We start from the raw sequence: 17,064 nt of genomic DNA, 5'->3' as shown, positions 1-17,064 counted from the left end.
GGGACACGGGAGAGACGGGAAAGCATGGGCGTACGAGTCCTGCTCATCGAGGACGATCAGACGATCGCCGAACCGCTCGTCGAGGGCCTCGGCCACTTCGGGCTCACGGTGCACCACGTCCGCACCGGCCACGAGGGACTGAGGGGGCCGTACGGCGATGTCGTACTGCTCGACCTGGGGTTGCCCGATCTGGACGGCATCGACGTCTGCCGGGGGATCCGGCGGACCTCCGACGTCCCCATCATCATCCTCAGCGCGCGGGGGGAGGAGGCCGACCGTGTGCTCGGCCTCGAACTGGGCGCCGACGACTATCTGGCGAAGCCGTTCAGCATGCGTGAGCTGGTGGCCCGGGTGCGCGCGGTCACCCGACGGACCCAACGCGGGTTCAGCGAGAGGGAGTTCGGAGGCGAGCAGGAGCCGGCGCCCGGCCCGCCCCGGACGGCGAGCCACTCGCCCCAGCCCGCGCCCCACCCGCCCGAGCCGCCCAACTCGCCCCACCCGCCCGAGCCGGCCCCGACCACCGCCGCCGCCCCCGGCCCCCTCGTCGTCGACCGCCGAACCCGCCACGTGTGGGTCGGGGACGCGGCCGTGACCCTGACGCCCAAGGAGTTCGAGCTGCTCGCGCTGCTCGCCGAGGACCCGGGGGCGGTCTACTCGCGGCAGCAGATACTCGACCGGGTGTGGGACCCGCACTTCCAGGGCCCGACCAAGACGCTCGACGTCCATGTGGCCACCCTGCGGCGGAAGTTGGGCAACCCGGCCTGGATCCAGACCCTGCGCGGCGTCGGCTTCCGACTGGCGGTGCACACCGCGTCGCCGGGCGCTCCCGCGCCGCCCCCGCCCCCGCCCCCGTCTCCGTCCCCACCCTCGTCTCCGTCCCCGCCGCCTCCGCCGTACCCCCCGGCCCACCACTCCTTCGCGTACGACGAACACCCGTACCCCTACCCCTACGAGCCGGCGGCCCACCGGTGACCCGTCGTCTGCTGCTCAGCTATCTCACCCTCGCCGCGCTGCTGCTGGTCTGTCTGGAGTTCCCGCTCGGGTTCCTCTACTCGCGCGGCGAGCGCGAGCGGGTGATCAACGCGGCGAAGGACGAGGCGGAGTCGGTGTCGGCGTACGCCGCGCTGTCGATCGCGGCGGGGCGGGCCGCGCAGGACCTGCCGGAACGGGCCGCGCACTGCGCCGCGCGCATCGGCGGCAAGGTGCTGATCGTGGACGGCTCCGGCGCGCTGTTGGCGACCTCGCATCCGCTCACCGAGCGGGAGGAGGACAGCCTCGCCTCCTGGCCGGGCATCGCCGCCGCCCTGCGCGGCACCGCCACCGAGGACGTCCGTACCTCCACCATCGGCGGGGTGGAGTACCTCGCGGTGGCCACCCCGGTGCGGCACGGCGCCGAGGGGCAGGGGGCGGTCCGGATCACGGTGCCGACCCGGATGGTGTCCGAACGGGTGCACCACGTCTGGCTGTTGCTGGCGCTCGGTGGTCTCGCGGCGCTGGCCGCGGTCGCCGCGCTCGGCTTCGTGATCGCCCGCTGGACCGGTCGCCCGATCCGTGAACTGGAGCACGCGACGAAGGAGTTGGCGGTGGGCGGCACCGCCGTACCGGTGGCGATCACCAAGGGTCCGCCCGAAGTGCGCAGTCTGGCGGCGACGTTCAACCGCACCGCCGCCCGGCTGGAACATCTCCTCTCCTCCCAGCGGGCCTTCGCCGGTGAGGCGTCCCACCAGTTGAAGACACCGCTCGCGGCGCTGCGGCTGCGTCTGGAGAACCTGGAGAACGACATCGCCGAGCGCGGGCGGGGTTCGCTCGCCGCCGCGCTCACCGAGACCGACCGGCTGGCCCGGATGGTCGAGGGGCTGCTGGCGATGGCACGGCTGGACGAGAGCGCCGCCGAACGCGAGCGGGTCGACCTGGGGCAGGTGTGCGCCGAACGCCACCACGCCTGGAGCCCGTTGTTCGAGCGGCACGGGGTGTGGCTCGTCCTGGCCGGGGACGCCGAGGGCGAGGTGATGGCGCTGCCGGGCGCCGTGGAGCAGATCCTCGACAACCTGCTCTCCAACGCCCTGCGGGTGTCGCCCCCGGGAACCACGGTCACCATCGCGCCCCGCCCGTACCCCGCGCACGAACGCCGTTTCCCGCATCGCGCGTCCGGGCCCGGCCGGGTCGAGCTGCATGTCGTCGACGAGGGCCCCGGGATGAGCGAGGAGCAGCGCCGCCGCGCCTTCGACCGCTTCTGGCGTGCCCCGGACGCCCCCAAGGGCGGTACCGGACTGGGCCTGGCCCTGGTCCAGCGGCTGGCCCACGCGAGCGGCGGGGAGGCCCTGCTGCGGGGGGCGCCGACCGGCGGCCTGGACGCGGTGGTCACCCTCCCGACGGCCGGCCCCCGGCACCCCGCCCCGCCCGTCAGGCCACCCGCACCTCATACGTGGCGATGCGTACCGACTCGTCGTCCAGGCAGACCCCGCTCACGAGATCGAAGCGCTGCTTGAGGAGCGGCGAGGCGACGAAGGGGCGGCCCCGGTGGGTGCCGGTGAGGCCCCGGGAGAGGACCGCCGCGCCGCCGAACGGGTCGCGGTTGTCGACGGCGTAGAGGTCGCCGGCGCGGTCGCGGAACAGGGCGGCCTGGCGGCCGTCCGGCAGCAGGGCGGCCACGCCGCGGCCCGGGGTGAGCGAGGTCAGGTCGCAGATGGTCAACCAGTCCTCGTCCAGCCGGAGCTGGATCTTCAGGTCGGTGGTCTCGGGTGCCAGGGTCATCGCTGGGCGCTCCCTTCCAGGGGACGGTGGCCGATGGACAGCAGCGGCAGGTCGGGCTTGATCTGGTCGCGCTCCGGGACGAAGCCGACGACCGGGTCGGGGGTGTCCGGCGCGTTCACGAAGGACACGAACCGGGCGAGCTTCTCTGGGTCGTTGATGGTGGTCGCCCATTCGTCGGCGTAGTGCGCCACGTGGTCCTTCATCAGGGACTCCAGCTCCTCGCAGATGCCGAGGGAGTCCTCCACCACCACGTCGCGGACATGGTCGAGGCCGCCGGGGATCCGGTCCAGCCAGGTCGAGGTGCGCTCCAGGCGGTCGGCGGTGCGGATGTAGAACATCAGGAACCGGTCGATCAGACGCACCAGTTCGGCGTCGGACAGGTCCTGCGCCAGCAGGTCCGCGTGGCGCGGGGTCGCGCCGCCGTTGCCGCCGACGTAGAGGTTCCAGCCGTTGGAGGTGGCGATCACGCCGAAGTCCTTCGACTGGGCCTCGGCGCACTCCCGGGCGCAGCCCGACACCGCGGACTTGAGCTTGTGCGGCGAGCGCAGTCCCCGGTAGCGCAGCTCCAGGTCGATCGCCATCCGGACCGAGTCCTGGACGCCGTAGCGGCACCAGGTCTGGCCCACGCAGGACTTCACCGTGCGCAGCGACTTTCCGTAGGCGTGGCCGGACTCGAAGCCGGCGTCCACCAACCGGGTCCAGATCAGCGGGAGTTGTTCGACGCGCGCGCCGAACATGTCGATCCGCTGACCGCCGGTGATCTTCGTGTAGAGCCCGAAGTCGCGGGCGATCTCACCGATCACGATGAGGCCCTCGGGGGTGATCTCGCCGCCGGGGATCCGCGGGACGACCGAATAGGAGCCGTTCTTCTGGAGGTTGGCGAGGAAGTGGTCGTTGGTCTCCTGGAGGGCCGCCTGCTCGCCGTCCAGGACATAGCCGCTGGCGCCGATCGTCGGGGCCAGGGAGGCGATGATCGAGGCGACGGCCGGCTTGCAGACGTCGCAGCCGTCGCCGCCCCGGGCGTCCTCGCGGCCGTAGCGGTCCAGGAGGTCCTGGTAGGTGTTGACGCGCAGGGCGAGGACGATCTCGTACAGCTCCTCGCGGGTCTGGCCGAAGCAGCCGCACAGGCCCTTGTCGACCTCGACGCCGCTCGCCTCCAGCTCGGCGGTGACGAGCTGGCCCAGCACCTTGACGCAACTGCCGCACCCCGTACCGGCCTTGGTGCACTTCTTGACCTCGGGCACGGTGGTGCAGGAGTGCTCGGTCACCGCGCCGCGGATCGCGCCCTTGGACACGTTGTGGCAGGAGCAGATGATCGCTTCGTCGGGCAGCGCGGACGGGCCGAGCTGCGCCCCGCCGCTCGCACCGGCCGGCAGCACCAGCGACTCGGGCGCGATCGGCGGGACCGAGCCGGTCAGGGCGCGCAGGGTGCCGTACGCGTCGGCGTCGCCGACCAGGATGCCGCCGAGCAGGGTGCCGTCGCGGCCGATGACCAGCTTCTTGTACAGGCCGGAGCGGGAGTCGGAGTAGACGACGTCGAGGCAGTCCTCGGTGGTGCCGTGCGCGTCGCCGAAGGAGGCCACGTCCACGCCGAGCAGCTTCAGCTTGGTGGAGAGGTCGGCGCCCGTGAAGGACGCCTCGTCGGCGGCGATGGTGGCGGCCGCCGTCTCGGCCTGCTCGTAGCCGGGGGCCACCAGGCCGTACACCCGGCCGTCCGCGGCCAGCGCGCACTCGCCGATCGCGAAGACGTGCGGGTCGGAGACCGTCCGGCAGCGCTCGTCGACCGTGATGCCGCCGCGCTCGCCCACCGTGAGGCCGCAGTCGCGGGCCAGTTGGTCGCGGGGGCGGACACCCGCGCTGAACACCACCATGTCCGTGGCGAGTTCGGAGCCGTCGGACAGCTTCATGCCGGTGACCGCGCCGGCCTCGTCGGTGACGATCTCCTGGGTGCCGACCCCGGTGTGGACGCTCAGGCCCATCTCCTCGATGGTCCGCAGCAGTGCGGCGCCGCCGCCGTCGTCGACCTGGACGGGCATCAGCCGGGGCGCGAACTCCACGATGTGGGCGGTCAGTCCGAGCCCCTTGAGGGCGCCCGCCGCCTCCAGGCCGAGGAGTCCGCCGCCGACCACGGCACCGGTGGTGGCCCGGGTCCGCGCATACTCCTCGATGGCGAGGAGGTCGTCGATCGTGCGGTAGACGAAGCAGCCCTCGGCGTCCTTGTTCGGCACCGGCGGCACGAACGGGTACGAGCCGGTGGCCAGGACGAGGACGTCGTAGCCGACGACGAGCCCGGAGCGCGCGGTCACCGTGCGCGCCGCGCGGTCCACGGACAATGCCGGGTCCCCGACGCGGAGTTCGATGCCGTGCTCGCGGATGAACTCCAGGTCGGTCAGGGAGAGGTCCTCGGCGGTCTTCCCCGAGAAGTACGAGGTCAGCGCGACCCGGTCGTAGGCGGGGCGCGGCTCCTCGCACAGCACGACCACGCGGTGGGTGGCGGTCAGGCCGCGCTCGGCGAGCGCTTCGAGGAAGCGCTGGCCGACCATGCCGTGGCCGACGAGCACGATCGTGGGGGTGGGCCCCGGGGTGGCGGTCATCAGGAGCCTCCGTCGTTGGTGAGCAGGTGGAGCAGGGGGCCGCCGTCGGAGGGGAGCGGCTCTGCTCCCTCCCAGGCGCGGGCGAGCGCGCCGACGGTGCCGAGTTCGCCGACGAGAACCCCGCCGACCAGGCGGTCGTCGCGGACGACGACCTTGCGGTAGGTGCCGCGGGTGGCGTCGGCGAGCTGGACGACGTCGTCACCCGGGAGGGGTTCCGTCTCGCCGAACGCGGCGAGGTCGAAGGGGTTGTCGAAGGGCCCGTGCCCGGTGAGGGTGAGCCGGGTGAGCGAACGGGTGCCGGTGTAGCGGGCGTTCGCGTCCCCCGCGAGCGACTCGGCGAGCACATCGGCCTGTTCGAGGGCCGGTGTGGCCAGTCCGTACACGGTCCCGGCGTGCTGGGCGCAGTCGCCGATCGCCCGGATGCGCGGGTCGGAGGTGCGCAGTTCGTCGTCGACCAGGACGCCCTTGTGCACGGCGAGCCCGGCGGCCTTGGCGAGTCCGGCGCGGGGTGAGACCCCGCAGGCCAGGACCACCAGGTCGGCGTCGAGGGCGTAGCCGTCGGCCATCTCCACCGAGCGGACCGCGCCGCCCGCGCAGCGCACGTCCCGCACCCGGCACTCGGTGTGGACCTCGACGCCGAGGCCGGTGAGGTGCCGGCGCACCAGCCGCGAGGCGGCCGGGTCGAGCTGGCGCTCCATGAGCCGCTCGGCCTGCTGGGCGAGGACGACCTGTGCCCCGCGCAGGGCGAGCGCCCGGGCCGCGGAGACCCCGAGCAGCCCGCCGCCGATGACCACGGCCCGCACCCCGGGCCGTACGGCCTTGGACAGGCCCAGGCAGTCGTCCATGGTGCGGAAGGCGTGGACGCCCTCGGGCAGCACGTGGTCGGGGGTGAACAGACCGCGCAGCGGCGGCAGCACCGGGTTGGAGCCGGTGGCCAGGACCAGCGTGTCGTATGCGATCTCCGAGCCGTCGGCGCAGACCAGGGCCCGCCGGTCGCGGTGGATCCCGGTGACCCGGGCGCGCAGCGGTCCGGCGGCAGGCAGGGGCAGCGCGATCACCTCGGGGGCGTACCGGCCGGCCAGCACCTCGGCGAGCAGGACCCGGTTGTACGGGCGGTGCTCCTCGTCGCCGACGAGCAGCGCGGGCACGCCCAGCTCGCCGAGCCGGCGGGCGAGTCGTACGCCCGCGAGGCCGGCGCCGAGCACCACCACACGCGAATTCGAGGTCATGTCCAGGAGCGTGCGGGGTGGACGTTACCCGGTGGCATCACGGTTGTTTCCCGCGAGGAACGCTGCCCTCAGCGGCGGCGGGCGCGGGATGTGAGGGTCCGGCCACCTCAGAAGATCCTCAGGTGCGTGGCATATGCATACACCGGGGCCGTAGGGTCCGCTCATGCCCGACATAGCCCTGACCACCGTCATCGCCCTCTGCCTCGCCGCGCTGGCGGCCGGCTGGATCGACGCGGTGGTGGGCGGCGGCGGGCTGCTGCTCCTGCCGGCGCTGCTCCTCGGCCTGCCCGCCGGCACCCCGGCCGCGTTCGCGCTCGGCACCAACAAGGCGGTCGCGATCGTCGGCACCTCGGGCGCCGCCGTGACCTACGCGCGCCGGGCGCCTGTCGATGTGCGCACCGCCGTCCGGATCGGGCTCGCGGCGCTGGCCGGCTCCTCGGCGGGGGCCTTCTTCGCGGCCGGGATGAGCACCGAGGTCCTCAAGCCGGTGATCATGGTCGTGCTGCTGGCGGTGGCCGCGTTCGTCATCCTGCGGCCCGCCTTCGGCACCGCCCCCGCGACCGGCCCGGCGGGCCCGCGCCGCATCCTCGCGGCGATCGCCCTCGCGGGCCTCGGTATCGGCTTCTACGACGGTCTCGTCGGCCCCGGCACCGGCACGTTCCTGGTCCTCGCGCTCACCGCCGTCCTCCACCTCGACCTGGTGAACGCCTCGGCCACCGCCAAGATCGTCAACTGCTGCACCAACGCCGGCGCGCTCGCCACCTTCGCCTGGCAGGGCACCGTGCTGTGGCAACTGGCCGCGCTGATGGCGGTGTTCAACCTCGCGGGCGGCACGCTCGGCGCCCGCACGGCACTGAAGAAGGGCAGCGGCTTCGTCCGGGTCGTCCTGCTGGCGGTGGTCTTCGCGCTGGTGGGGAACCTGGCCTACGAGCAGTGGCTCGCCTAGGAACTCCGCTTCGGCCGGCTGCCGGTGAGGTGGGCGAAGACGACCACGTTGCCCTGGTAGCCGGTCGCCTTCGAGTAGCGGCCGCCGCAGGTGATCACCCGGAGTTCGGGGCGGGCCGCCGGGCCGTAGACCTTCTCGTCGGGGAAGTGCCGGGCGTCGTAGACCTCGACGGCGTCCACCGTGAACACGGCGACGGTGCCGTCCCGCCGGTCCACCTCGACCGTGCCGCCCCTGCGCAGCGCGCCCAGGCCGTAGAAGACGGCGGGGCCCTCGGCGGTGTCGACATGGCCCGCGACGATCGCGGTGCCCCGCTCGCCCGGGGTGGTCCCGGCCTCGTACCAGCCGGCGAGGTCCCCGCGGTCGGCGGGCGGCGCGGCGAGACCGCCGGACGGGGTGAGGCCCAGGCCGGTGAGCGGGGCGTCGACCCCCAGCGAGGGGATGCGGACCCGGTCGGGCGCGGCGGGCGGCAGGGCGGGCGCGGCCGGTATCTCGTGGCCGTGCGGGGCGGCCGAGCGGGACTGGGCGGCGGTCGGCTGCGGCGGGGCGGTCGCCCGCGCGCCGCCGTGCAGCAGCCACACGCTCGCGCCGAGGGCGAGCGCGGTCACGGCCGCTATCGCGGTGTCGCCGACCCTGCGCATACGCACCCCCCTCTGAGCGAACGGCCTGAACGGCGTGAACGGGCCCCGCGCCCCCTCCGGGTCGCGAGGGGCGTCGGACCCGGAGGGGGAGGGGACATGCGGTACCGGCGGACGGACAGCGGAGGGTGTCCGTCAGATCCCGTCGCCTCTCGCCCGGCGATGCAGGAGCCAGGTACCGCCCGCGGCGGCGACGGCGAGAGCCGCCACGCCTGCCGCGGTCTGCACGGGGTCGCGGCCGACTGCGCCACCGACCCCCGTCTTCACACTGCCGTGCGGATGCGCCGACCGCCGGGCCGAGGCCAGCGTCACCACCAGGTCCCCGGTGAGCCGACGGCCCCCGTCGGAGCACCGCGCGACGATCTCGTACGTCCCCGGATACGCGCTCGGCGGCACCCGGAACCCGCCACCTGCCGTGCCTCCGGGGGCACCGGACGCGCCGGACGCGCCGGGCGCCTCGGGCGTGAGGGTGAACCGTCCGGCGCCCACCGCGCCCGCGTCCCCGGCGGCCTTTCCGTCGGGGCCGCACGCCGTGGTGCGCACCGAGACCCGCTCGCCGGGCACCACGCCGACGGGGCGCACCTCCAGTTCCGCGACGCCGGTGTCCGCGGCGTGCGAGGGTGCCGCGAGCCCGCCCGCGGCGACGGCGACGACGGCGAGCGCGCCACCGGTCAGCAGCCGTGCGGTAGGTCGCATCTCTGCTCCTTCGGGCGTCTCGGGTCACGTCCCTGCTTCTTCGAGGTAAGTCCGCGGGCGGCGAGCGCGCTTCCTGAGGCCGCGTCAGGAATGGGGCGAACGGGTGTCGCCCGTCCCGGCGAACGGCCCGCCCGGCCCCCTGTTTCAGCAGGTCACCGCCGTGCGCACGGGGTGCTGGAGAGACGGGTGGAAAAGCCTGCGGGGAGCGGGTGAACGGGTGACCGGGGGAGGGGGCCGGACGGTGCTCCGGGACGCGTGTCAGCGGTGGGCGAGCCAGTCGCCGCCGCCGATGCGGTTCCCGTCGGCGCGCAGTCCGGCGGCCACGGCGGGGGCGGCGAGGTAGACCCAGGCGGGCACGGGGGCCTCGGTGCCGGTGCCGGTGCCGTGGCCGGTGCCCGTGCCCGTGCCGGTCGTGGCACTGCTGACGGTCACCTCGCACACCACCCGCTCGTACAGGCTGTACGGGTCGCCCGGCCGGTATTCCTCCAGCCGGTCCAGCTCGGCGAGCAGCCGCGCGTACGCCTCCGGGCGGGCGGTGACCAGCGTCCCGGCGACCGTGCCGCCGGGCTCCTCCACGGCGTAGGGGTAGCCGGGGCCGTCGTACAGGACCGCGCCGGTCAGCAGGGCGGGCTCCTCTCGGAGGGTGCGGCCGCGCAGGAAGAGGCCGTGGTTGACCTCGCCGGGGCGGAGCGTGCCGTAGACGAAGAACGGCAGGCCGGGGGCGGGCGGTGTGGTCGGGATGCGCACGGAAACGATTCTCTCCCCTCACGTCACCGGCACGTAGGCGGTATGGACATGACTTGTCATGCCCTCTTAAATCGCAGGGCGAGTTCAGCACGCGCTCAGCACGGCCTCAGTACGACCTCAGTGCCACCCCCACACGCGCCCCCACGGCGCCTTCCCGAGGAGACCGAGCAGTCTGATGAGTCGGATACGGCAGCACGTCCGAGGTTCCCGTCTCGCCACCGCCGGCATCGCCGCCACCGCGGCGACCCTGCTGGCCGCCGCACTCTCCCCGGCCGCCGGTGCGGCCGACAGACCCACCCGCGCCACCGCGCTGGACCACGCGGCCGCGGCCCTCGCCGACCATGCCACGAGCCTGGGCCTCACCGGCACCCAGGACACCGCGGTGCGGGACGTCGTCATCGACAAGAACGGCGCCCAGCACGTCCGCTACGACCGCACCTACCGCCAACTGCCCGTCCTGGGCGGCGACTTCGTGGTCCATCTGGCCCCCGACGGCAGCTACCGCAACGCGGACCGGGCGACCCGGGCCGCGATCTCGCTGCCCGGCATCACCCCGAAGGTGTCCGCGCCCAAGGCCGCCGACACCGCGGTGAACGCCCTGCGCGCGTCCCACCTCGGCGAGACCCTGAAGCAGGTCAAGGCCAAGCCGGAGCTGGTCGTCGACGCCCTGCACGGCACCCCGAAGCTGGCCTGGCGGACCAACGCGGTGGCCCTGGACTCGCTGGGCAACCCGGTCGCCCGCACCGTCATCACCGACGCGCGCACCGGCGCCCAGATCGACGCCTGGGACGCCATCGAGACGGCGAGCGGCGACGGTTCGTCGCTCTACGGCGGCACGGTCCCGCTGGAGACCACCCTCTCCGGCTCCACCTACCAGCTCAAGGACCCGACCCGCGGCAACACCTACACCGGCGACGCGGCCAACAAGACCGACCTGTGCATCTTCGGCATCTGCATCAGCCGCGCCCCGGCGACGCTCTTCACCGACGCCGACAACCACTGGGGCACGGGCACCGGTGCGGACCGCTCCACGGCCGCCGTCGACGCCCAGTACGGCACCGACAAGACCTGGGACTACTACAAGAACGTCCACGGCCGCAACGGCATCGGCAACGACGGCAAGGGCTCCTACAACCGCGTCCACTACGGCAGCAACTACAACAACGCCTTCTGGGACGACAGTTGCTTCTGCATGACCTACGGCGACGGCGACGGCTCGGTCTTCGGACCGCTGGTCTCCCTCGACGTGGCCGGCCACGAGATGTCCCACGGCGTCACCTCGAAGACCGCCAGGCTGACCTACTCGGGCGAGTCCGGCGGCCTGAACGAGGCCACCTCCGACATCTTCGGCAGCCTCGTGGAGTTCTACGCCGGCAACTCCTCCGACGCCGGTGACTACCTCATCGGCGAGAAGATCGTCCGCTCGGGCTTCGGCCGGGACGCGCTGCGCTACATGGACAAGCCGAGCAAGGACGGCAGCTCCGCCGACTACTGGAGCAGTTCGGTCGGCAACCTCGACGTCCACTACTCCTCCGGCGTCGCCAACCACTTCGCCTACCTCCTCGCGGAGGGCAGCGGCACCAAGACCATCAACGGCGTCACCTACGACTCCCCGACCTCCAACGGCTCCACGGTCACCGGCATCGGCCGGGACAAGCTCGGCGCCATCTGGTACCGCGCCCTGACGGTCTACATGACGTCCTCCACCAAGTACGCCGGCGCCCGCACCGCCACCCTCAACGCGGCCCGCGACCTCTACGGCGCCGACAGCACGGAGTACGACACGGTCGCGGCGGCCTGGAGCGCGGTCAACGTCAACTGACGCCTCCCGCAACCGCCTTCGGCCCGGCCGCGCCGACCCCTTCCGGCCTCTCCACCCGCTCCACCCGCTCCACCCGCACCGCGCACACCTTGAACTCCGGCATGCGGGAGGTCGGGTCGAGGGCCGGGTTGGTCAGGGTGTTGGCGCGGCCCTCGCCCGGCCAGTGGAAGGGCATGAAGACCGTGTCCGGGCGGATGCCGGTGGTGATGCGGGCCGGGGCGACGGCCCGGCCGCGGCGGGACACCACCGCCAGCGGGTCGCCCTCGGCCGCGCCGAGACGCGCCGCGAGGCGGGGGTGGAGTTCGACGAAGGGACCGGGCGCGGCGGCGTTCAGCTCGTCCACCCGGCGGGTCTGGGCGCCGGACTGGTACTGCGCGACGACCCGCCCGGTGGTGAGCAGCACGGGGTAGTCGGCGTCGGGTTCCTCCGCCGCGGGCCGGTGCGTCACCGCCGCGAACCTGGCCCGGCCGTCGGGTGTGGCGAACCGGTCGAGGAAGAGACGGGGGGTTCCGGGGTGGGACGGCACCGGGCCGGTGCCCTGTGCGGGGCCGTCGCCGCCGTCCAACGGCGCCGGGTCGGTGTCGCGCGCGGGGTCGTCCCAGGCGTCCTCGACACCCGCTTCGCCGCCACCCGGTGCCGGGCACGGCCAGAACACCCCGTTCTCCGCCGCCAGCCGGGCGTACGTGATGCCGGAGTAGTCCGCGATGCCGCCCGCGCTGGCGCGGCGCAGTTCCTCGAAGACCTCCTCGGGGTCGGTCGGGAAGCCCTTCTCCACGCCCAGCCGGGCCGCGAGTTCGTGCAGTACCTCCAGGTCGCTGCGGATGCCGTCCGGCGGGGTGAGCGCCTGCCGCCGTAGCAGGACCCGCCCCTCCAGGCTGGTCGTGGTGCCGCTCTCCTCCGCCCACTGGGTCACCGGCAGGACGACGTCCGCGAGGGCCGCCGTCTCCGACAGGACGACGTCACAGACGGCGAGGAAGTCGAGCGACCGCAGCCGCTCCTCCACATGCGCGGCGCGCGGCGCGGACACCACCGGGTTGGACCCCATCAGCAGCAGCGAGCGGACGTCCCCGCCCAGCGCGTCCAGCAACTCGTAGGCGCTGCGCCCCGGTCCGGGCAGGCTGTCCGGGTCCACGCCCCAGACCTCCGCCACATGCCGCCGCGCCGCCGGATCGTCCAGCTTGCGGTAGCCGGGCAACTGGTCGGCCTTCTGGCCGTGTTCACGGCCGCCCTGCCCGTTGCCCTGCCCGGTGAGACAGCCGTAGCCGCTCAGCGGGCGGCCCGCCCGGCCGGTGGCCAGACACAGGTCGATCCACGCGCCGACCGTGTCCGTCCCCTTGGACTGCTGCTCGGGCCCGCGCGCGGTGAGCACCATCGCCGCCTCGGGCTCGCAGAACATCCGGACGGCCTGCCGGAGTTGTGGAACGGACACCCCCGTGATCCGTTCCACCTGCTCCGGCCAGTGCGCCATCGCCGCCGCCCGCGCCTCCTCCCAGCCCGTGGTGCGCTCCCGCACGAACTCCTCGTCGACCCGCCCTTCGGCGACGACCAGGTGCAACAGCCCGAGCGCCAGCGCCAGATCGGTGCCGGGCCGGGGCGCCAGATGCAGGTCCGCCTGCTCGGCGGTCTTCGTCCGGCGCGGGTCGACGACGATCAACGTGCCGCCGTTCTCCCGCAGTTCGCTGAAGAAGCGCAGCGACGGCGGCATGGTCTCGGCGAGGTTGGAGCCGACGAGGATCACACAGCCCGTCCTCGGGATGTCCTCCAGCGGGAACGGCAGCCCCCGGTCGAGCCCGAACGCCTTGATGCCGCCCGCCGCCGCGGAGGACATGCAGAAGCGGCCGTTGTAGTCGATCTGCGAGGTGCCGAGCACGACCCGGGCGAACTTGCCCAGCGCGTACGCCTTCTCGTTGGTGAGCCCGCCGCCGCCGAACACGCCGAGCGCGTCCGGCCCGTGTACGTCCCGGATCCCGGCCAGGCGTCCGGCGATCAGATCGAGCGCCTCGTCCCAGCCGGACGGCACCAGCGCGCCGCCCGACCGCACCAACGGCGAGGTCAGCCGCACCCGGGAGGAGAGCACCGCGGGCGCGGTCCGGCCCTTGCCGCACAGCGCGCCCCGGTTCACCGGGAAGTCCGCGCGCTCGACCACCTCGACGCCCCCCGTGGGCAGGGGCGACAGGGCCATCCCGCACTGCAGGGCGCAGTACGGGCAGTGGGTGGGCGTCGAGGTGGTCCGCATGCCGTTCAGCGTGCGTCGGCCGTGTTACGTGCCGTGCGGTCTCCTGTTACGGCGATGTGGTGGTGCCCTCCCTCCGGACCCTCGGCGCACGTGAGGCCAACGTGAGGCCCGCGTGAGGCGCACCCGCTCCCGAGGACTACCCGGCGGTCGACGCCGCGAGCGCCCGCCGCACCCCCGGCTCCCGGGGCCCCAGGAACGTCGGGTCGGGCTCGAACACCGCGTCCAGCGCCGCCTTGCCCGCCGCGAGGATCTCCCGGGCGCCGCCGTAGTACCAGGTCGCGTCGTGTTTGGCGTCGACCCCGACGCCGTACGAGCGCACGCCCGCCGCCTCGCACAGCGCCACCGCCCGCCGGATGTGGAAGCCCTGGCTGATCAGGACCGCCTCGTCGACACCGAAGATCTTCTTGGCGCGCACACAGGAGTCCCAGGTGTCGAAGCCCGCGTAGTCGCTGACGATCCGCGCGTCCGGCACGCCGTGCCGCGTGAGGTAGGCGCGCATCGCGTCGGGCTCGTCGTAGTCCTTGCGGCTGTTGTCGCCGGTGACGAGCACGACCTTCACCCGCCCCTCGTCGTACAGCTTCGCCGCCGCGTCCAGCCGGTGCGCGAGGTACGGCGACGGTTCGCCGTCCCACAGGCCCGCGCCGAAGACCACGGCGACCTCGGTGCGCGGCGCGTCGGCGGTGGTGCCGAGGCGGTCCGCCGTGGACACGAACAGCCAGGTGGCCGGAAGCAGCGCGAGCACGCAGACGCCCATCGCGGCCTGTACCAGCCGCCGCCGTCCGGCACGCGTGCGTGGCAGCCGCGGTCGACGGATGTTCATACGGTGTGCTCCCCGGGTCGACAACCCCTCCGGCCCGACAAGACGTGCCGCGCGCCGATCCGGTTCGCTCCCGGCCGCGGGGCGTACCTCACAGCGGCCGCGCGGGCGCCGTGAACCCGGGGAAAACAGCCGTGACGGTCAGGCAACGGCGGCGCAACCTCGCGCCGTCACGATCGTTCCATGACGGCGTCGCCCTCCCCGAACGACGAGCCCGAGCACCACGAGCCGAGGCACCACGTGCCACGGCACCACGAGCCACGGCACCACGAGCCCGCACCCCACCTCGACAGTACGGCGCACCTCATGAACCGGATCAGCACCCAGCTCACCACCCAGCTCGGCCTCGTCCGGCCCGACGGACGGCGCCGCCCCGGCCCGCCCGCGCTGGTCGTCGTCGCCCACGGCAGCCGCGACCCGCGCGCCCTGGAGACCGTCCGCGCCCTGCTCGACCGGGTCCGCGCACAGCGCCCCGGCCTGCCGGTGCACCTCGGCCACATCGAGCTGAACGAACCGCTGCTGACGGACACCCTGGCCGCCCTCGACGCCCGCCGCACCCCGGACGCCGTCCTGGTGCCGCTGCTGCTGGCCCGCGGCTACCACGTCAGACGGGACATCCCCGAGACGGCCGCGCGGGCGCGGGTACGCACGCGTGTGGCGGCCCCGCTGGGCCCGCACCCGCTCCTGGCCGACGCCCTGCACGCGCGTCTGACGGAGGCGGGCTGGCGCGCCCCCGCGACCGCCGCGGAGCGCCGCGCGAGCGCGGTGGTCCTCGCGGCGGCGGGCTCCCGCGACCCGGACTCGGCGGTCGACGCGCGCCGCACGGCCGCGCTCCTGGCGGAGCGGCTGGGCGTGCCCGTGGTCCCCGCGTTCGCCTCCACGGCGGCCCCCACGGTTCCCGAGGCGCTGCGCGCCCTGGCCGCGCGCGGCCGCGACCGGGTGGCGGTGGCCTCCTGCTTCACGGCTCCCGGCCGGTTCGCGACGGAGTGCGCGCAGGCGGCCCCCGGCATCGTCTCGGCCCCCCTGGGCACCCACCCGGCGATGGCCCACCTGCTCCTGCACCGCTACGACGAGGCCCTCCAGGTCCACAGCAACGCCGCGTGACCCGGCACCCGGCGGGGCGTCAGGGCCGGGAGCGCCGGGAGTGCACCGATTGTCAGCGGTGCCGCTTAGTGTCGAGTCATGCCCTACGACCCGCAGTCGACAGAACGCTGGGCGCCGGAGCCCGACAAGCGCCCGGGCCGGACCGCCTTCCAACGGGACCGCGCGCGTGTCCTGCATTCCTCGGCGCTCAGACGGCTCGCGGGCAAGACCCAGGTGGTCACCCCGGGGGAGCGCAGCCAGGTGTGGGACGCCACCCCGCGCACCCGGCTCACCCACTCCCTGGAGTGCGCGCAGGTCGGCCGTGAGCTGGGCGCGGCCCTCGGCTGCGACCCGGACCTGGTGGAGGCCGCCTGCCTCTCGCACGACCTCGGCCATCCGCCCTTCGGCCACAACGGCGAACAGGCGCTGAACGACTTCGCGCGCGACTGCGGCGGCTTCGAGGGCAACGCCCAGTCGCTGCGGCTGCTCACCCGGATCGAGCCCAAGCGCTTCACCGACGAGGGCTCCGTCGGCCTCAACCTCACCCGCGCCACCCTGGACGCCGCCACCAAGTACCCGTGGCCGCGCGGCGCCCACCCCAGGGACCCGGCGTCCCCCAAGTTCGGTGTCTACGACGACGACCGGCCGGTCTTCGACTGGGTCCGCGAGGGCGCCCCGGGCACCCGTACCTGTTTCGAGGCGCAGGTCATGGACTGGGCGGACGACGTGGCGTACTCGGTGCACGACGTGGAGGACGGCCTGCACGCCGGTCACATCGACCCGATCGTGCTGCACGCCGAGCCGGAGCGGCAGGACGTCTTCCGGGTCGCGATCGGCCGGTACGTGCCGGCGGACACCGACCCGGCCGAACTGGCCGCCGCCCTGGACCGCCTCCAGGACGAGCCCTGGTGGCCGCACGGCTACGACGGCACGGCGGGCGCCCAGGCCCGGCTGAAGGACGCGACGAGTCAGCTCATCGGCCGCTTCTGTCTGGCCGCGGAGGGCGCCACCCGCGCGCGGTTCGGCAGCGGCCCCCTCACCCGCTACGACGCCGAGCTGGTCGTCCCGCACGGGACGCGCCTGGAGTGCGCGGTGCTCAAGGCGGTCGCCGACCGGTACGTGATGCAGCGCGCGGAGCAGGAGCTGCTCCGCGCCGACCAGCGGGTGGTCATCTCCGAGCTGGCCGAGGCGCTCACCGCCCGCGCGCCCGACGGTCTGGACCCGCAGTTCCGGGCGCTGTTCGACGCGGCGCCCGACGACCGGGCGCGCAAGCGGGTGATCGTCGACCAGATCTCCTCGCTCACCGACGCGTCCGCGCGTTCGCTGCACACGCGTCTGACGGGCCATTTGTGATGACGGGTTATTTGTGAACGAACCAGATCGAGTGCGCCCAAACGGGCCCGAACCACAACCTTCCGTGGCCTGATCGGACCCGTCCCCCTTCCCCCATCACGCTCCGTGCGGGACGCTCGCATCTGGCGGTTCGCACAGTGTCATCCGGGGGA

Annotated in this window: 14 protein-coding genes; 6 read left to right on the top strand and 8 right to left on the bottom strand. The window is 73.9% G+C overall.

Annotation, left to right across the window (positions count from 1 at the left end; translation table 11 throughout):
* The first annotated feature begins 24 nt into the window (after positions 1 to 24).
* Positions 25 to 972, top strand: coding sequence for a response regulator transcription factor (locus tag AFM16_RS13045; protein ID WP_078633408.1), 948 nt, complete (start codon positions 25 to 27; stop codon positions 970 to 972).
* Positions 969 to 2,489 (top strand): sensor histidine kinase, encoded by a 1,521-nt coding sequence (locus tag AFM16_RS13040; protein ID WP_078633407.1) that lies wholly within the window; start codon positions 969 to 971, stop codon positions 2,487 to 2,489. Before AFM16_RS13045 ends, AFM16_RS13040 begins: the two co-directional genes overlap by 4 nt.
* Here AFM16_RS13040 and nirD read toward each other — a convergent pair.
* From nirD to AFM16_RS13025, 3 genes are read right to left on the bottom strand one after another with little or no spacing between them, the layout of a single operon-like run.
* Positions 2,404 to 2,754 carry a nitrite reductase small subunit NirD gene (nirD, locus tag AFM16_RS13035; protein ID WP_030796277.1) on the bottom strand — a complete coding sequence of 117 codons (351 nt, stop codon included), beginning with the start codon at positions 2,752 to 2,754 and terminating at the stop codon, positions 2,404 to 2,406. The genes AFM16_RS13040 and nirD overlap by 86 nt on opposite strands.
* Positions 2,751 to 5,348: a nitrite reductase large subunit NirB gene (nirB, locus tag AFM16_RS13030; protein ID WP_030796275.1), complete on the bottom strand. Its 2,598-nt coding sequence runs from the start codon at positions 5,346 to 5,348 to the stop codon at positions 2,751 to 2,753. Before nirB ends, nirD begins: the two co-directional genes overlap by 4 nt.
* Positions 5,348 to 6,577 carry an NAD(P)/FAD-dependent oxidoreductase gene (locus tag AFM16_RS13025; RefSeq protein ID WP_078633406.1) on the bottom strand — a complete coding sequence of 410 codons (1,230 nt, stop codon included), beginning with the start codon at positions 6,575 to 6,577 and terminating at the stop codon, positions 5,348 to 5,350. Before AFM16_RS13025 ends, nirB begins: the two co-directional genes overlap by 1 nt.
* 163 nt (positions 6,578 to 6,740) lie before the next feature.
* Between AFM16_RS13025 and AFM16_RS13020 the strand changes: the two genes are divergently transcribed.
* Positions 6,741 to 7,523, top strand: a complete 783-nt coding sequence (locus tag AFM16_RS13020; protein ID WP_078633405.1) for a sulfite exporter TauE/SafE family protein — start codon at positions 6,741 to 6,743, stop codon at positions 7,521 to 7,523.
* Here AFM16_RS13020 and AFM16_RS13015 read toward each other — a convergent pair.
* From AFM16_RS13015 to AFM16_RS13005, 3 genes are all read right to left on the bottom strand, one after another.
* A complete protein-coding gene (locus AFM16_RS13015) occupies positions 7,520 to 8,161 on the bottom strand; it encodes a class F sortase (RefSeq protein WP_078633404.1) in 642 nt (213 codons plus the stop codon). The genes AFM16_RS13020 and AFM16_RS13015 overlap by 4 nt on opposite strands.
* 132 nt (positions 8,162 to 8,293) lie before the next feature.
* The gene (locus tag AFM16_RS13010) at positions 8,294 to 8,854 is read right to left on the bottom strand and encodes a GVDTG sorting domain-containing protein (protein WP_078633403.1); all 561 of its coding nucleotides are present in this window, start codon (positions 8,852 to 8,854) and stop codon (positions 8,294 to 8,296) included.
* A 258-nt stretch (positions 8,855 to 9,112) separates the two neighbouring features.
* Positions 9,113 to 9,601 carry a gamma-glutamylcyclotransferase family protein gene (locus AFM16_RS13005; protein WP_245177685.1) on the bottom strand — a complete coding sequence of 163 codons (489 nt, stop codon included), beginning with the start codon at positions 9,599 to 9,601 and terminating at the stop codon, positions 9,113 to 9,115.
* A 175-nt stretch (positions 9,602 to 9,776) separates the two neighbouring features.
* Here AFM16_RS13005 and AFM16_RS13000 point away from each other — a divergent pair, with 175 nt between their 5' ends.
* Positions 9,777 to 11,423: a M4 family metallopeptidase gene (locus AFM16_RS13000; protein WP_078633402.1), complete on the top strand. Its 1,647-nt coding sequence runs from the start codon at positions 9,777 to 9,779 to the stop codon at positions 11,421 to 11,423.
* Here AFM16_RS13000 and AFM16_RS12995 read toward each other — a convergent pair.
* The gene (locus tag AFM16_RS12995; protein ID WP_078633401.1) at positions 11,416 to 13,659 is read right to left on the bottom strand and encodes a molybdopterin oxidoreductase family protein; all 2,244 of its coding nucleotides are present in this window, start codon (positions 13,657 to 13,659) and stop codon (positions 11,416 to 11,418) included. The genes AFM16_RS13000 and AFM16_RS12995 overlap by 8 nt on opposite strands.
* Positions 13,660 to 13,795: 136 nt before the next feature.
* On the bottom strand, positions 13,796 to 14,479 hold the full coding sequence (locus tag AFM16_RS12990; RefSeq protein ID WP_030796260.1) for a SanA/YdcF family protein: 684 nt from the start codon (positions 14,477 to 14,479) through the stop codon (positions 13,796 to 13,798).
* Positions 14,480 to 14,659: 180 nt separating this feature from the next.
* On the opposite strand from AFM16_RS12990, the gene AFM16_RS12985 reads away from it, so the two are divergent.
* Complete coding sequence (locus AFM16_RS12985; protein WP_078633400.1) at positions 14,660 to 15,580, top strand: sirohydrochlorin chelatase; 921 nt, start codon at positions 14,660 to 14,662, stop codon at positions 15,578 to 15,580.
* A 78-nt stretch (positions 15,581 to 15,658) separates the two neighbouring features.
* Entirely contained in the window at positions 15,659 to 16,912 is a 1,254-nt protein-coding gene (locus tag AFM16_RS12980; protein ID WP_030796256.1) for a deoxyguanosinetriphosphate triphosphohydrolase, read from the top strand.
* Positions 16,913 to 17,064 lie beyond the last annotated feature (152 nt).

This window comes from Streptomyces antibioticus (assembly GCF_002019855.1).
GTDB classification, from domain to species: Bacteria; Actinomycetota; Actinomycetes; order Streptomycetales; family Streptomycetaceae; genus Streptomyces; species Streptomyces antibioticus_B.
This window is presented reverse-complemented; position numbering and strand designations above follow the sequence as displayed.

What these genes read in the sequence shown, in the direction of transcription:
- AFM16_RS13000 (WP_078633402.1), top strand. Translation starts at nt 9,777, where the DNA reads ATGAGTCGGATACGGCAGCACGTCCGAGGTTCCCGTCTCGCCACCGCC.
- AFM16_RS12990 (WP_030796260.1), bottom strand. Translation starts at nt 14,479, where the DNA reads ATGAACATCCGTCGACCGCGGCTGCCACGCACGCGTGCCGGACGGCGG.
- AFM16_RS12980 (WP_030796256.1), top strand. Translation starts at nt 15,659, where the DNA reads ATGCCCTACGACCCGCAGTCGACAGAACGCTGGGCGCCGGAGCCCGAC.
- AFM16_RS13010 (WP_078633403.1), bottom strand. Translation starts at nt 8,854, where the DNA reads ATGCGACCTACCGCACGGCTGCTGACCGGTGGCGCGCTCGCCGTCGTC.
- nirD (WP_030796277.1), bottom strand. Translation starts at nt 2,754, where the DNA reads ATGACCCTGGCACCCGAGACCACCGACCTGAAGATCCAGCTCCGGCTG.
- AFM16_RS12985 (WP_078633400.1), top strand. Translation starts at nt 14,660, where the DNA reads ATGACGGCGTCGCCCTCCCCGAACGACGAGCCCGAGCACCACGAGCCG.
- AFM16_RS13020 (WP_078633405.1), top strand. Translation starts at nt 6,741, where the DNA reads ATGCCCGACATAGCCCTGACCACCGTCATCGCCCTCTGCCTCGCCGCG.
- nirB (WP_030796275.1), bottom strand. Translation starts at nt 5,348, where the DNA reads ATGACCGCCACCCCGGGGCCCACCCCCACGATCGTGCTCGTCGGCCAC.
- AFM16_RS13045 (WP_078633408.1), top strand. Translation starts at nt 25, where the DNA reads ATGGGCGTACGAGTCCTGCTCATCGAGGACGATCAGACGATCGCCGAA.
- AFM16_RS12995 (WP_078633401.1), bottom strand. Translation starts at nt 13,659, where the DNA reads ATGCGGACCACCTCGACGCCCACCCACTGCCCGTACTGCGCCCTGCAG.
- AFM16_RS13015 (WP_078633404.1), bottom strand. Translation starts at nt 8,161, where the DNA reads ATGCGCAGGGTCGGCGACACCGCGATAGCGGCCGTGACCGCGCTCGCC.
- AFM16_RS13025 (WP_078633406.1), bottom strand. Translation starts at nt 6,577, where the DNA reads ATGACCTCGAATTCGCGTGTGGTGGTGCTCGGCGCCGGCCTCGCGGGC.